Origin of the sequence: Vibrio sp. FE10 (assembly GCF_030297155.1) — a bacterium.
Taxonomy (GTDB): Bacteria; Pseudomonadota; Gammaproteobacteria; order Enterobacterales; family Vibrionaceae; genus Vibrio; species Vibrio apostichopi.
This window is the reverse complement of the sequence record NZ_AP028067.1, coordinates 2,948,792-2,963,151: the sequence shown is the minus strand read 5'-3', so window position 1 is coordinate 2,963,151 and position 14,360 is coordinate 2,948,792. Positions and strand designations below refer to the sequence as shown.

Here is a 14,360-nt window from a genome sequence, read left to right as displayed (position 1 = left end):
CATATAATATCAGCCTATTTGGGATCTCAAAAGCGTTCAATGTCGGTAACATTGATGAAAAGCGTTTCAACAACGAATTTCACGTTAAGATCGAACAAATTTACCGCATATTCTTTACTGTCTGGCTTGCCTTTCTTATAGGCGGGGCGTGGATCTTGGCCTAGCACTTCTTTGATCACCTGAATGATATGGCGCGCCTGTGGGTGACCAGACAGCTTACTTTGAGCTTGCTGCGAGAAGTTCACATCTAACACTTCAGGTTCATCGGCGGCAAACCCTCCGAGTGCATCGGGAATCGAATCCGAGTAGGGGATATAAGGTTTGATGTCGATGATAGGTGTGCCGTCAACGAGATCAACACTGCCCAAGTCCAACCAAGTTTGTCTCTTTTCTTGAGATACACCTTTTAGTTCAACCGCAGACATGCCAATTCCATTCGGCCTAAAGGTGGCACGCGATGCGAAGACACCAATGCGTTCATTACCGCCCAGTCGAGGTGGCCTCACGGTTGGTTTCCAGCCTGCTTCAAGGTTCTTATCGAACAAAAACAACAACCACACATGGCTAAATTGCTCAATATCACGAACAGACTCAAGACAGTTTGCCGCGTCAACCAGCCTGACTCTGGAGGTAGATGTCGGCACCAATCTAGGCTGCCTTGGTACCGCGAACTTCTCTTTATAAGGAGACTCTATAAAGCCAATAGGTTCAATGGAGTACATGAGTGGACGTTCTCTAATTACGATCTATGGCGGAAAAATATCATAAAATCGCTTGTTTTTCTTTTGATAATAATTATCATTTGCAATGTTATAACGTATCAATTTAATTATTTAGGGAAATACAATGAAACCGAATATCCACCCGGACTACCGTACAGTGGTGTTCCACGACACCAGTGTTGATGAGTACTTCTTGATTGGCTCAACCTTGAAAACAGAGCGTACTATCGAATGGGAAGATGGTAATACTTACCCTTATTTCACGATTGAAGTGTCTGCAAAATCGCATCCTTTCTATACAGGTAAACAGAGAGTGCTACATAAAGAGGGACGTGTTGCTAACTTTACTCGTCGCTTTGGTCAATTAGGTAAGGGAGCTAAGTAATGAAAGTTATTAAATCACTTAAAAGTGCGAAAAGCCGTCACCCCGATTGCCAGATCGTTAAGCGTAGAGGGCGTCACTATGTCATCTGTAAATCCAATCCAAGATTTAAAGCGGTTCAAAAATAACCGTCAATATGATGTGACGCGTGTGTAAAAACGAGGGGAAAGTCAAACTTCATTCATTTGTCTGTTTTTCTTTTCCTTCGAGAGGAACTTGACCGGATATCGAGTGTGCATTTAGCGTACGATGTGTTTTATTTTCAAGTGAATCAATGGGTTATATTGTGAGTTATATTTCTAGTGAATGCGTAGTTGTGAATTATAAATCTAGTTTTTGTATTTAATATAGATTTATTTGCTAATTAATTGTTCAAATAGAGTTAAAAGTCGTCGTTTGTTACACATTTTGTAACATTTTGAATTTCTAATTGATAATTTTGTCGCGTACTCTGCGCTGGCAATTTGAACATTTTTGTCACAATTGCACAGGAATCACTACAAGGAGGGAACTGATGAGTTCATCAGCTTCAATAAAAAACAACTCGCCAAAGAAACCTATTTTTACCCGCTTTCTCGATGGCGTTGAATATTTGGGGAACCTTTTACCCCACCCAATCACTCTTTTCGCAATCTTCTGTGTCGCAATCCTAGTCTCTTCAGGAATTGCTGGTTACTTCGAAGTATCTGTAATGGATCCTCGCCCAGAAGGTGCTAGCGGTCGTGCTGCTGATGGCATGATCCACGTTGTAAGCTTACTTAATGCTGAAGGCTTACAACTCATCGTAACGAATCTAGTTTCGAACTTTGTTGGCTTTGCGCCACTTGGTACTGTGCTTGTTGCAATGCTAGGTGTTGCGATTGCTGAACACTCAGGTCTATTATCTGCGGCAATGCGCGGCATGGTAATGGGCGCATCTCAGCGCATGGTTACTGTAACTGTAGTATTTGCCGGTATTATCTCTAACACGGCTTCAGAGCTGGGTTACGTAGTACTTATCCCTCTTGCAGCAATGCTTTTCCACTCATTGGGTCGTCACCCATTAGCAGGTCTAGCGGCAGCATTTGCTGGTGTATCTGGTGGTTATTCTGCAAACCTACTTATTGGTACGGTTGACCCACTGCTTTCTGGTATTACAGAAACAGCAGCACAAATGCTTGATCCATCTTACTCTGTTGGCCCTGAATCAAACTGGTACTTCATGTTTATTTCGACCTTCTTTATCTCGATTGCCGGTGCATTGGTAACAGAGAAGATTGTTGAACCTAAACTGGGTAAATACAATGACGAAGACGCGTCTGAAGATCTTTCAAATGACTCAATGGGTAAGCTTACTGCTATTGAGAAGAAAGGCCTTAGACTTGCGGGTGTCGCTGTATTAATCGTGAGTGCGCTTTTAGCTTGGACTGTTGTTCCTGCTGACGGTGTTCTACGTTCAGAGGCGGGCACGATTTCAGGCTCTCCATTCCTGAAAAGTATCGTAGCGTTTATCTTTGTATTCTTTGCTATTCCTGGTTTTGTTTACGGCAAAATTACCGGTTCAATGAAGAATGACCGTGATGTGATTAATGCAATGGCAACGTCTATGTCTTCAATGGGCATGTACATCGTTCTTGTATTCTTTGCTGCACAGTTTGTTGCTTTCTTTAAGTGGACGAACTTTGGTCAAGTGGTCGCTGTAGGTGGCGCAACATTCCTTCAGGATATCGGCCTAACGGGTCCAATGTTGTTCTTCGCATTCATCCTAATGTGTGGCTTCATTAACCTGATGATCGGTTCAGCTTCTGCACAGTGGGCAGTAACGGCACCAATCTTCGTTCCAATGCTAATGCTAGTAGGCTACGCACCTGAAACGATTCAAGCGGCTTACCGTATCGGTGATTCAACAACCAACATCATTACACCAATGATGAGCTACTTCGGTCTTATCCTTGCCGTAGCGACTCGCTACATGAAGAACCTTGGTATTGGTACACTGATCGCAACCATGTTGCCTTACTCAATGGTATTCATGTTCGGTTGGAGCATCTTGTTCTACCTATGGGTATTCGTATTCGGTCTACCAGTAGGTCCAGGCGCTGCAACGTACTACACGCCTTAGTGAACTTTGATAGGCGAACATTTCGATTCGCTTATTAACTGAATATAAGACGATATACCCAAGAGCCTGCATTGATGCAGGCTCTTTTTGTTTGAGTCAGTAAACTTACAATCCTGCAAACCGATAGGTAACGCCTAGTTCGAATGACCAGCCCAAGTCTCGTTGTATCAACGCGCTGTCGCTGTCGTGATGAATCAAGTCTGCTCGAGCGATACCAATCCAAGTTGGCGTGAACTCATAGAGCCCGATTAACCCCGCTTGATAAACAAACGTCGAACCCGCATCAAACTGATTTAACCCTGAGGCAGAAGATTCGGTGTTAGAAATACCATACAGGTGATTGGACAGTTTCTTATCACGATAATCGACTTCTAGGTAGGGTGTAATGGTGAATGGCTGCGTCCAGGTTTCTAACGTTCTGCCTAGGTGAAGCTGAACTTCGTAGCCATCATGTTCTGAAGTCACGTCGTGTAAGTAGGTGAGGCGTGCGCCTACCGTTCCTAAGGTTATCCCCAGCTCTCCATTACCATCTCTATCTTGAATGCCGTTAGGTAGGTTCACGAAAGTGTCTGACACTTCAGCAAAGCGCCAATTTCCAGATAACCCGACGTAAGGCAGCAGTTGCCAATTGGCTAAGCTACCATCGATAAAGCCTTTTGGACCTGAATAGAATAGGTTAGGTGTCGCGCCAAATTGAGGGGCACTTTTAGTCGAGAAAACACTTTCACCATAGGTGATGCTGCCTCCGATGATTCCGTACTCTTGACCAGCAAAGTGTTCATCGGCAAAGCCTTCATCAGCAAAAGAAAGTTGGGTGCTGCCAAAAACAATGGATAGCGAGAGGGCGATTCGACGAATCATAAGCAATACTCCGTTATTGTAATAAATATCAAGAACGGAGTATGTCGATTAAAATTTCATCGGGGTTGTATCGACTAAGTGACGATTTCTAAAGTTGTCGTCATTAGAAATGACTGCGGTTAACGTTTAGCGAGCAGGCGATCGAGGTGGTTTGCGAACTCACGACGGTCGGTTTGAGAAAGGGTGCTTGGTCCGCCAGTTTGAATACCGCTTGAACGCATGGTATCCATAAAGTCACGAATGTTGAGACGTGCTTTAATGGTCTCTTTGGTGTAGAGCTCGCCGCGAGAGCTTAAAGCAAGCGCACCTTTGGTGATCACTTCATCAGCCAGAGGGATGTCAGAGGTAATCACTAGATCGCCGGGTTCAGTGCGTTTTACGATTTCATCATCTGCAATATCAAATCCGCTTGGTACTTGAATTGAGTGAATGTTATTACGCTTGGGAACGGGAACCAAATGGTTCGCGACAAAGGTACATTCGACCCCTGTGCGTTCAGCTGCGCGTACGATTGTTTCTCGGATAACCTTGGGACAAGCGTCCGCATCAACCCATATCTTCATAGTGTTCTATTTCTCTGTTAGCTTATTTATCGGTCAACTTATTGTTCAGTTAACTTAGCCTCAAGCGTGGCAACGCGAGCGGTAAGTTCAAGGATTTGCTTTTCCAGTTGGCTAACACGATCAAGTGCCGGCTCTTCTTGTGTCGCGACTTCCACTTTAGGTACACGATTCGCACTTTTCCAGCTTTTGATAGTCATGATTAAAGCTGGCATCGGAACGGATGTGCTCATACGAGCTTTAACTAAAGCAACTGTCGGCTCTTTCCCTTGCGCTTGCAGTCCTTCAAGCACTGATTTCAACTCTTCAGACACATCTTTTGTTAGCATGTTGACCTCCATTTTTAGTATTTTGTCATTTTACTCGCTCCAGTGAATGATAGCGAATCATAAAACCGCCCATCGCGTGTGAGAGATCTCTTACAAAGGCTGTGAGATAACACAAATAGTTCTCTAGAGAAATTGATATGCATATAGCCAAGTGTTTGAATTTTAATTGTTTTATATAATTAACAACTTTCTTGAATTCAAAATGTGATGCAAATCTATTGTCCGAAATCCTAAATCGCGTAAATTAAACCTTGTCGGAAGGATTCTGACACGGAACAGGAAAGCACCAAGGATTTGGTTATCTTCAGGATGAAGATTTGGTTACTTAGGATTGAGTAGTCAAGCATGGAGCGTAAGGACATTGTAGGGATACAGTCAGTTAACAGGAAGTTAGCTGCAACGGAATGACAATGGACACCTTTAGGATTTAAAGGGTTGGATTAGCATCAGGACGATGTAAAGGACACCGCTCACGGAACAAGTGATGTGCGCTAACTAGGATTGTTAGCTTTCAGGATGATTGGACACCGCTAGGACGGCGAAGTAAAGGAAAGAGCTGAAGGATTACAGCCACTATTATGGATGATGCATGGAGCATTTATTAGTAGCCGGACTGCTGCGAGTAAGACCCTAGCCCTGACACTTCGGTGTCGGGGCTTTTCTTTATCTGAGGCTTTTCTCTATCTAGGGCTCTTTTTAATTCAGGAGCTTTTATCTAAGAGCGCAACATCTGCTTTTCTGCTAATGGTCAACACAAGGAGTGTTTTATGACGATAGCAACCTCAAGAACGCTGTTAGTACCTTATACTGAACAGCTACAACACGACTTTATCAAGTTGAATTGCTGCCCCATTAATCGTGCTGAAATGAACGGGCCGCATTCTATTGCCTCTGCAAAACACCTATTTCAAGAAATATTGAACGACAACGTCGGTTTTTGTCGTGCCATTATTCATAACCAGACTCGTGAATACCTTGGACATTTGTTTGTTTCGTCTGAGGAAGGGAAGCATGAACTGGGATTTATTCTAGACAAGGAGTTTTGGAATCAAGGCCTTGCAAGCGAAGTGCTAAAACCTTTCTTTAGTTTGGTGTGCTTTGAAGAGCACTTAACGAATGTGGTCGCGACTGTTAATGTCGGTCATAACCCATCGATTAAGTTACTCGAAAAGTTAGGCTTTGCATTTAAAGAGACCAAACAAGATCAGTTTGGCCCTTTTCATGAATATAGTTATACCGCGTATTGCGACGTTACATTCTATGAGGCTGTAGCTCAAACCGCATAGAGCGGAAGCCGACCATCGTCAGTTTTCCTTGGTACAGGTCATCACCTAATGCGGAAAACTCAAATTGGTACACAGTATGCCAGCGCCAAATCGTGGTTAGCTCATGGCGCATCTTAAGTTTATGACCACTGAAGGCGACGCTTAATAATTGTAGGTCTAGCTCTTTACACTTTCTCGCAATGGCAGCTTTCGCAAGCTCGGATTGCCTGCGCTGCTGCCAAAATAAAAAGCAAAAGAAGCACAGAAACAAAATAGCCAATAAGTTATCTATCATTTAATCCATACTTCCTTTTCATCTCTATTCCAATTGTCATTACAGCGTATTTCAACGAGCTATAGAGCAAGCCCGCTCTTGAATTAGTCGTCAGTCCGTTATTGCGACTTAGCCGCTTGTTGTAACTCAATCAATGCGTTTGCGAGCTCAGGTGATGGGTTCGAATTCAACAAGGGTAAAAATACCATTCTTAGTGTCGGAATCATCACTAAATCTGCAAATAACTGATTGAACAGGTTTTGATTGCCCGTTTGTGCGAGACGCAGCAAGAATTGCTCAGCAATCGCAGGATCTTGTAGTGCATGCCAGCTGCGACCGGCTAAACCAATCAACACTTCTTGGTGGCTTAAGCGAGGGCTAGCTAGAACTTGATTAATGATGTTATTCGCGACCCCTTGTTCTGCACCTGAAAGGGCACGAACCAAGGCTGAAAGTAAGAACAAATCAGGCTCTTTACTTGCGATCTCACTCTCTGCAAGCTCTTGTAAGCGTTGCGCGAGTTTGTCATTGATTTGTGTATGCTCAAGCGCACCTAACGTCGCGTATAGCGGTTCTGATGGCAGCTTATTGATGGCTTTACGAATCGCAACACCGTTTTGTTGGCTGTCTAAACGTGCGCACATATCTGTGATGCCTTGTAGACCAACAGTCTTCCAGTTATCCCAACCAAGCTCACCAGTGAAGTAATGTTGAGCGTGTTCGTAATATTGGCTCGTCGCAAGGTCTAAACCAGCTCTTACTTGGCTATGGAATACGGCCATTTTGTCTTCAGAAGGTTTGAAGGTATAAGGGTTGTTTGACAGCTTTTGTTGTTGCTCTTCGCTGATATCGCCGTTCAAACGTGTACCCATTGCTTCGATAACAAACTTAAGAAAATTACCCACATCGCCTTGATGTAATAAGCCTCTTTCGTCCAGTTTGAATTTTAGAAACCAAATCCATGGCTGTTTGTGTTCGTTCCAGTAGCTAATCGCTAAGTGAGCTTGTTTCTGAAGTGGAAACGGGTATGGCTGTTTGCCCTGCTCAACATCAGAGAATAGGGTGTTGTCGATTTTCTGGATACGACGACCTAGGTCGTAGATGTCGTATTGGCAACCGCTATTCTTTAGCAACTGAGTGAGCGTGTGAATGGTTTCCATAGTAATAAAGCTCCTAACTTTCTTTCCTAAATAGATGGTACTCTATGCCCCAATTTCAAGGTCACTAGATAAATAACTTGGTGAAAAATGACAGCTGCCACAAAGTTACCTCTTTTACTTCAACAATTAGAACAACAAATGCGCCAATGTTCTCTGTGGAGTGATGTTCCACCTTCGGACGAAGCTCTGGCCAGTGCTGAACCTTTCGCGATTGACTCGCTACAGCCAGAAGAGTGGTTGCAGTGGATCTTTATCGTAAAGATCAACGCAATGATGGATGCTAAAATGAGCCTACCGAAAGGCTTTGCGATTCATCCTTATTTTGGTGAAGTGTGGAAATATGAGGCAGACAAAGCTGAACTGCTAGTGACGATTCTGAGCATTGATGAGGTATGCGCGTAATGTTAGAGATCATTTATCAAGATGAGTATTTTGTCGCGGTGAATAAGCCTGCGGGTATGCTAGTGCATCGCTCATGGTTGGATAAACACGAGACTCAGTTTGTTATGCAGACACTGCGTGACCAAATTGGTCAGCACGTATTTCCTCTGCATCGTTTAGACCGACCAACATCGGGTGTGTTGGTGTTTGCATTGTCGAGTGAGGTTGCTTCACAGGTGATGCCGATGTTCGCCAACCATGAGATGCAAAAGACTTATCATGCGATTGTCCGTGGTTGGATAGAAGAGGGTGATACGCTCGACTATGCACTCAAGGTCGAGTTGGATAAGATCGCAGACAAGTTCGCGAAAGAAGATAAAGAACCACAAGAAGCCGTCACCGTTTACGAACCGTTAGCGAAAGTCGAAGTGCCGTATTCAACAGGCCGTTTTCCTACCAGTCGTTATTGCTTAGTTGAGATGATGCCAAAGACAGGACGTAAACATCAGCTGCGTCGTCATATGGCTCACCTAAGACACCCGATTGTAGGCGATACTTCACATGGTGATGGTAAGCATAACCGACTGTTTCGTGATGATTTAGATTCGCACCGTCTGTTGCTGCATGCTTCTGAGTTGCGTTTCATCCACCCTTTTACTAAAGAAGAGTTGGTGATGAAGGCCAATCTAGATGAAACGTGGTTAAGGTTGTTTGAAACCTTTGAGTGGGATACCCACTTAGTGAATACGGAAGCGCGTTTGTCTAAGTAAACACACGTGTCTAGTCAACGTAGACAGTAGAAAAACAAAGGGCTGATAGTGATATCAGCCCTTTTTAATGTCTGTGTGATCTGAGTGGAACAACTAATGTGGTTGTTAGTTGTCTATTCTCGGGATCATTTTAGCTTTTCTAGATCCGCTTCGATCTCTGCGATCTTACTCGATACCACTTTTTCTAGGTGGCGTAAGTCAGTAAGAATTTTCTGTTTCACATCAACTTCTGCGGTTGGAATCGGCTTGGTGATCTTATTGAGCTCATCAATTACAAGTGTGAGATTACGGTTTATCTCGGTCACTTCTTTGTATTGATTGTTGCCACCGCTAACAAGCACACTTTTCACTTGTCGTGGATACTTAAACTTAACGCTTTTCGCGAACAGTTCGCCTTTCTGTTTACGGAAGTAAATCTTAAGAATATCTTTGTGAGCTTCTTGGCGAAGGGAGTAACGTTCAATCTGTTTAGGTTCGTGGATACCTAAGCCAGTGAGGTTTGGATACATAAGCGACCTCTAGTTTATGAATGTAATACTTTTATGTAATTGACTTGATCAATGTAGCAGCCTAACGACGAGCTAGATAGTTGATATATGGGAATTGATTGTAAGTTGTGGGCAAGATCGCTCTCTATCTTTACCCACACTTATCTGATAATTAGATTCTCTTTTTAGGGCGCGAGTTCCGAAACATGCTCCGTTAATCTTTCTCTCAGTGCTTGTTCCTGCTCTTCAGACAACCTTCCTCCCGCTTCACTGGTCAGAATGAACAAATCTTCTGCACGTTCGCCGATGGTGGTAATTTTAGCGCCGTGCAAATTGATGTCTAACTCAGCAAACGTTGCACCAACTTGAGCCAGTAATCCCGGCGTGTCCAGGGCTCTGAGTTCCATTAAGGTGCGTTTCTTACTCTTGGTCGGTAGGAATTCGACCAGAGTTTTCACCTTGAAGTGCTGCAAGTTACGCGGCGTTCTGCGCGTTCTAATTTTAGTTGGACGACCATCAGCCAGAACATGAGTTAAATGTTTAGCCACGGCTTTGTGTCTCGCTTCATCAATCGCTTCACCATGTTGATCGAGTACGATAAAGGTATCCAAAACATGGCCATCTTTGCTGACCATGACCTGTGCGTCATGAACGTTGAAGTTACGTCTATCCAACTCAGCCACTACGGTCGCAAAAAGTGCAGCTTGGTCTTTACAGTAAACAAACACCTCAGTGCCACCACGTGTCGCTTTCTTGCTGATCAAAACTAACGGTTGGCTTGGGTCTTCTAGACGAAGTAAGTGCTCACAGTGCCAAGCGATTTGCTTGTGTGTATGACGTAAGAAGTAATCGGCTTTGAAACGTTGCCAAAGCACTTCAATCTCACGAGCAGTGAACCCCTCTTTACGTAACAGAGCTGATGCCATCTGCTGATTGTGACGAATACGGTCTCTGACATCGACGGGGTTTTCTAAGCCACGACGTAGTGCTCTCTGTGTAGAGTGGAATAGCTCGGCTAGCAGGGTACGTTTCCAGCTGTTCCATAATTCAGGGTTAGTCGCACAGATATCGGCGACGGTTAAGCACACCAGTAGCTCTAATGATTCTTCGTCACGGACTTTTTTAGCAAACTCTGTGATGACATCAGGGTCGTAGATATCACGGCGTTGAGCAGTCACTGACATCAATAGGTGATTCTGAACGAGCCATGCAACTTGTTTTGCTTCTGGTTTTGATAACCCATGTTCAATACAGAATGAGTAAGCCTCAACGGCGCCGATTTCCGAGTGATCACCACCGCGACCTTTGCCTATGTCGTGGAAGATAGCGGCGAGGATCAGCAGCTCTTTCTTCTGAACTCGCGGGTACACTTCACAACAAATTGGGTGCTTATCGTGGTTTTCAATTTGGTTAAAACGGTTGATGTGTTTGAGCAGACGAATACTGTGCTCATCTACGGTGTAAACGTGGAACAGGTCAAACTGCATTTGACCAACAATCTGACTCCACTGTGGCAAATAGGCCGATAGCACACCCAGTTTATGCATCAAGCTAAAAGCTTTGTGCAGTGCATTTGGGTGACGAACCAAGTCCATGAACTTGTCACGGGCTTCAGGAATGGTATGCAGGAAGCGGTTTAACCGGCGACGTGCCGTACGCAGTTGTCGCAAGGTTGGTGGGCTTACCCCTTCGATCGTCGAGTCATTCGCGATATGGATAAACATATCGAGAATCGTTTCTGGTCGCGCTTGGAATAGGGCAGGCTTACGCGCTTCGATCAGTGATCCACGACGTTGGAAGTCGTTGTCGAGAATCTCGGCTTCTTGTGTTTGACCGCCGTTAATGATCGCTTGGTCGAACAATTTAAGCAGCATCTTGTTGAGCTCTGCTACACGACGAAGTGTGCGGTAGAACTCCTTCATCATCATTTCTACGCCACGATTGCCCTCACCGGTATAACCAAGGTGTTCGGCTACTTGAGCCTGATGCGCGAAGGTAAGACGGTTGTCGTAACGGCGCAGTTCGATATGCAATGCAAAGCGAACGCGCCATAAGAAATCTTGGCATTCAACGAGCTCACGATATTCAGCATCGGTGAGGAATCCGTATTTGCTCATCTCCAGTAGAGAGGTAGCACCAAAGTGTCTACGTGCTACCCAACTCAGAGTATGGATGTCTCTTAACCCGCCGGGTGTTGATTTGATGTCCGGTTCTAGATTGTAGGTGGTGTCGTGGTAGCGAGCATGACGCTCTCTTTGTTCTTGAATCTTGGCTTTGTAAAACGTCTCACTTGGCCAAAATGAATCGGAATGAATCTTTAGTTTCAGCTCTTGGAAGGTATCTTCACTACCACACAGTAAGCGCGACTCTTGCAAGTTGGTCGCTACCGTTAAATCGTCACTACCAATCTCAATGCACTCGGCAATGGTACGCACCGCATGGCCAACTTCGAGTCTCAAATCCCAAAGTAGCGTGATGAACTGACTGACTTTTTCACCAAGCGCTGGAGGCAGCGTCTTTTGCGATACGATTAAGATATCAATGTCGGATAACGGGTGTAGTTCGCCGCGACCATAACCACCCACAGCGACCAACGCAATATGAGGCAGTTTGCTGAATCCAAAATGATCCCATAATCGGTTGAGGAGCAGATCCATATATTCAGAGCGTAGAAGCACTAAGTCTGTCACTGGGTGATGATTGAGAAATTCATCTTTCTGATACTGCGTGAAGATTTCGAGTTGGTTTTTTAATTCGCAGATTTCAATTTGTTCGTCATTGAACGTAATAGGGCATTGATAAGGCATAGTCTGCTATCCGTGCAAGCAAATGAGAGTATTTAACAATTTAACAGAAGGTGATGGAAAATCGAAATTACGCAGATAAAAAATATCCCCGACAATGCGGGGATATTTTTAAAAGTCTGATGTATTCAGCTTGTTGAACTAAGCGTTCTTCATGATACGTGGAATTGTATCGTCGCTGCGTAGTGTTAGTACTTCACAACCTGTTTCCGTTACAACCAGCGTGTGTTCCCACTGTGCAGAGTTCTTGCTGTCTGCTGTGTACACTGTCCAGCTATCTTCGTCATCAAGACGGCAGCCAAACTTACCAGCATTGATCATTGGCTCGATTGTGAAACACATGCCAGCTTTCAGTACGGTGCGGTCACTGTTTTTGTAGTGAACCACTTGTGGATCTTCGTGGAACTCAGAACCGATGCCGTGGCCACAGTAATCTTTAACAATAGAGAACTTAGAGCGTGGGTTGTTCTTATTGTTTGTTTTGATGTACTTCTCGATAGCCGTACCGATTTGACCAAGCTGAACACCTGGTTTTACTTGGCGCATGCCTTCGTAAAGTGCTTCTTGAGCAACCATACATAGACGTTTGTTTGCTGGAGAAACTTCACCCACAAGGAACATCTTAGATGTGTCACCGTGGTAACCTTGCGGACGAGTGCTTAGGTCAGCATTTTCGTCATCAGGAACAATCACAGTGATATCAACGTTTAGAATATCGCCATCTTTCAATACAGCAGGTTTGAATTGACCTGTACTACCAGTCTCATCTTGTGATGCTGGAATACCGTGACATACGATGTGATTGATAGACGTACAGATTGACTTAGGGAAACCGTGGTAATCAAGTGGTGCTGAGTATGCGCCTCTTTCTAGAGCGTACTCATGACAGATTTTATTCAGTTCTTCTGTCGTTGTACCTACTTGGATATGAGGTTCAATCATCTCTAGAATTTCAGAAGCCAGCTTACCGGCAACGCGCATTTTTTGAATTTCTTCAGCAGTTTTAATTTTTACAGCCATTGCATATCTCTTAATTTGGTAGCACCTAAGTGTGCATATTGGGGGTATTCTAGCAGTGCAGCATTTTAGCGCAACATTCTGATACCCATATAATGCTGGTGGATACTACTAAGCGTGATTGAATAGTGTTCAACTTTAAGCCGATTGCCTCTTGCGTTATTGATACTATTTATAAGAGAAATACAGCGTCAAAGATCAGTATAGCAACCGCCATTTTTATATTTTTTTCTAGCCATAGATGGACAAAATATGGTATAAAGCGCGCCGGACATCAGGACTGTTTTCTCCAATTGGCGAAACAAGCTTCGTGTCCACTAACTTATATCTTTAAATCACACACATTCCGACACATGTTCCGGGGTGCCTCAACAACACAGATAACGGCTGAAAAAGTGGTTAGTTGTTAGGGGTCGGATTCATGGGGAGTGTGGAGGCCTAACCCCATAGAGGATTTTAAAATGGCAACTGTATCAATGCGCGATATGCTTAAAGCTGGTGTTCACTTCGGTCACCAAACTCGTTACTGGAACCCAAAAATGAAGCCATTCATCTTTGGCGCTCGTAGCAAAGTTCATATCATCAACCTAGAAAAAACTGTACCAATGTTCAACGAAGCTCTAGCTGAAATTGCTAAAGTTGGCGAGAAGAAAGGTAAAGTTCTTTTTGTTGGTACTAAGCGCGCTGCATCTGAAGCTGTTAAAGAAGCTGCTATCAACAGCAACCAGTTCTACGTTAACAACCGCTGGTTAGGCGGTATGCTAACGAACTACAAAACTGTTCGTCAGTCTATCAAGCGTCTGAAAGAACTTGAAGCGCAAGCTCAAGACGGTACTTTCGACAAGCTTACTAAGAAAGAAGCTCTAATGCGTACTCGTGAAATGGAGAAGCTAGAGAAATCTCTTGGTGGTATCAAGAACATGGGCGGCCTTCCAGACGCTCTATTCGTTATCGATGCTGATCACGAACACATCGCAGTTAAAGAAGCAAACAACCTAGGTATCCCAGTTTACGCTGTAGTTGATACTAACTCTAACCCAGACGGCGTTGACTTCGTTATCCCAGGTAACGATGATGCAATCCGTGCAGTACAGCTTTACCTAAACGCTGCTGCAGACGCGGTTAAAGAAGGTCGTAACAAAGATGTTGCTGCTGTAGCTGCTGAAAAAGACGGTTTTGTAGAAGCTGAATAATAGCGGCTCTGAGCCATATTTAGTTCATATTAAGCGGTCATAATCGATGGCTT

Annotated in this window: 16 protein-coding genes; 7 read left to right on the top strand and 9 right to left on the bottom strand. The window is 44.2% G+C overall.

Annotated features, from left to right (window positions below; translation table 11 throughout):
- Positions 1-26 precede the first annotated feature (26 nt).
- Positions 27-722, bottom strand: coding sequence for a tRNA (N6-threonylcarbamoyladenosine(37)-N6)-methyltransferase TrmO (gene tsaA, locus QUF19_RS13205; RefSeq protein ID WP_286294545.1), 696 nt, complete (start codon positions 720-722; stop codon positions 27-29).
- Positions 723-846: 124 nt separating this feature from the next.
- On the opposite strand from tsaA, the gene QUF19_RS13200 reads away from it, so the two are divergent.
- The 3 genes from QUF19_RS13200 (at position 847) to QUF19_RS13190 (ending at position 3,205) form a co-directional block, all read left to right on the top strand.
- On the top strand, positions 847-1,107 hold the full coding sequence (locus QUF19_RS13200) for a type B 50S ribosomal protein L31 (RefSeq protein WP_004734366.1): 261 nt from the start codon (positions 847-849) through the stop codon (positions 1,105-1,107).
- On the top strand, positions 1,107-1,232 hold the full coding sequence (ykgO, locus tag QUF19_RS13195) for a type B 50S ribosomal protein L36 (protein ID WP_081008126.1): 126 nt from the start codon (positions 1,107-1,109) through the stop codon (positions 1,230-1,232). Before QUF19_RS13200 ends, ykgO begins: the two co-directional genes overlap by 1 nt.
- 386 nt (positions 1,233-1,618) lie before the next feature.
- On the top strand, positions 1,619-3,205 hold the full coding sequence (locus QUF19_RS13190) for an AbgT family transporter (RefSeq protein WP_102435081.1): 1,587 nt from the start codon (positions 1,619-1,621) through the stop codon (positions 3,203-3,205).
- Between the two features lie 105 nt (positions 3,206-3,310).
- Here the strand turns inward: QUF19_RS13190 and QUF19_RS13185 are convergent, their stop codons facing one another.
- The 3 genes from QUF19_RS13185 to QUF19_RS13175 all read right to left on the bottom strand — a co-directional run bounded on the left by QUF19_RS13185 (position 3,311) and on the right by QUF19_RS13175 (position 4,955).
- Entirely contained in the window at positions 3,311-4,066 is a 756-nt protein-coding gene (locus QUF19_RS13185) for a MipA/OmpV family protein (protein ID WP_286294541.1), read from the bottom strand.
- Between the two features lie 119 nt (positions 4,067-4,185).
- Complete coding sequence (locus QUF19_RS13180; protein ID WP_004734361.1) at positions 4,186-4,629, bottom strand: YaiI/YqxD family protein; 444 nt, start codon at positions 4,627-4,629, stop codon at positions 4,186-4,188.
- A 38-nt stretch (positions 4,630-4,667) separates the two neighbouring features.
- Positions 4,668-4,955: a hypothetical protein gene (locus QUF19_RS13175; protein WP_102435078.1), complete on the bottom strand. Its 288-nt coding sequence runs from the start codon at positions 4,953-4,955 to the stop codon at positions 4,668-4,670.
- Positions 4,956-5,722: 767 nt separating this feature from the next.
- Between QUF19_RS13175 and QUF19_RS13170 the strand changes: the two genes are divergently transcribed.
- The gene (locus QUF19_RS13170; RefSeq protein WP_192889235.1) at positions 5,723-6,241 is read left to right on the top strand and encodes a GNAT family N-acetyltransferase; all 519 of its coding nucleotides are present in this window, start codon (positions 5,723-5,725) and stop codon (positions 6,239-6,241) included.
- Here QUF19_RS13170 and QUF19_RS13165 read toward each other — a convergent pair.
- Together QUF19_RS13165 and QUF19_RS13160 are read right to left on the bottom strand one after the other, a co-directional pair.
- Positions 6,207-6,515 carry a DUF3301 domain-containing protein gene (locus tag QUF19_RS13165; protein ID WP_019821602.1) on the bottom strand — a complete coding sequence of 103 codons (309 nt, stop codon included), beginning with the start codon at positions 6,513-6,515 and terminating at the stop codon, positions 6,207-6,209. The two genes, QUF19_RS13170 and QUF19_RS13165, sit on opposite strands and share 35 nt — an antisense overlap.
- Positions 6,516-6,613: 98 nt before the next feature.
- Entirely contained in the window at positions 6,614-7,654 is a 1,041-nt protein-coding gene (locus QUF19_RS13160) for a DUF3549 family protein (protein ID WP_286294535.1), read from the bottom strand.
- Between the two features lie 87 nt (positions 7,655-7,741).
- On the opposite strand from QUF19_RS13160, the gene QUF19_RS13155 reads away from it, so the two are divergent.
- The gene (locus QUF19_RS13155; RefSeq protein WP_286294534.1) at positions 7,742-8,056 is read left to right on the top strand and encodes a YqcC family protein; all 315 of its coding nucleotides are present in this window, start codon (positions 7,742-7,744) and stop codon (positions 8,054-8,056) included.
- Positions 8,047-8,805, top strand: a complete 759-nt coding sequence (gene truC, locus QUF19_RS13150; protein WP_286294532.1) for a tRNA pseudouridine(65) synthase TruC — start codon at positions 8,047-8,049, stop codon at positions 8,803-8,805. The genes QUF19_RS13155 and truC overlap by 10 nt, the downstream gene beginning before the upstream one ends.
- A 125-nt stretch (positions 8,806-8,930) precedes the next feature.
- Here the strand turns inward: truC and QUF19_RS13145 are convergent, their stop codons facing one another.
- The 3 genes from QUF19_RS13145 to map all read right to left on the bottom strand — a co-directional run bounded on the left by QUF19_RS13145 (position 8,931) and on the right by map (position 13,117).
- The gene (locus tag QUF19_RS13145) at positions 8,931-9,314 is read right to left on the bottom strand and encodes a DUF3461 family protein (RefSeq protein ID WP_017107178.1); all 384 of its coding nucleotides are present in this window, start codon (positions 9,312-9,314) and stop codon (positions 8,931-8,933) included.
- Positions 9,315-9,478: 164 nt separating this feature from the next.
- Entirely contained in the window at positions 9,479-12,100 is a 2,622-nt protein-coding gene (gene glnD / locus QUF19_RS13140; RefSeq protein WP_102435073.1) for a bifunctional uridylyltransferase/uridylyl-removing protein GlnD, read from the bottom strand.
- A gap of 138 nt (positions 12,101-12,238) precedes the next feature.
- Positions 12,239-13,117 carry a type I methionyl aminopeptidase gene (gene map / locus QUF19_RS13135; protein WP_286294531.1) on the bottom strand — a complete coding sequence of 293 codons (879 nt, stop codon included), beginning with the start codon at positions 13,115-13,117 and terminating at the stop codon, positions 12,239-12,241.
- A gap of 458 nt (positions 13,118-13,575) precedes the next feature.
- Here map and rpsB point away from each other — a divergent pair, with 458 nt between their 5' ends.
- Positions 13,576-14,307 (top strand): 30S ribosomal protein S2, encoded by a 732-nt coding sequence (gene rpsB, locus QUF19_RS13130; protein WP_032500394.1) that lies wholly within the window; start codon positions 13,576-13,578, stop codon positions 14,305-14,307.
- Positions 14,308-14,360: the final 53 nt, after the last annotated feature.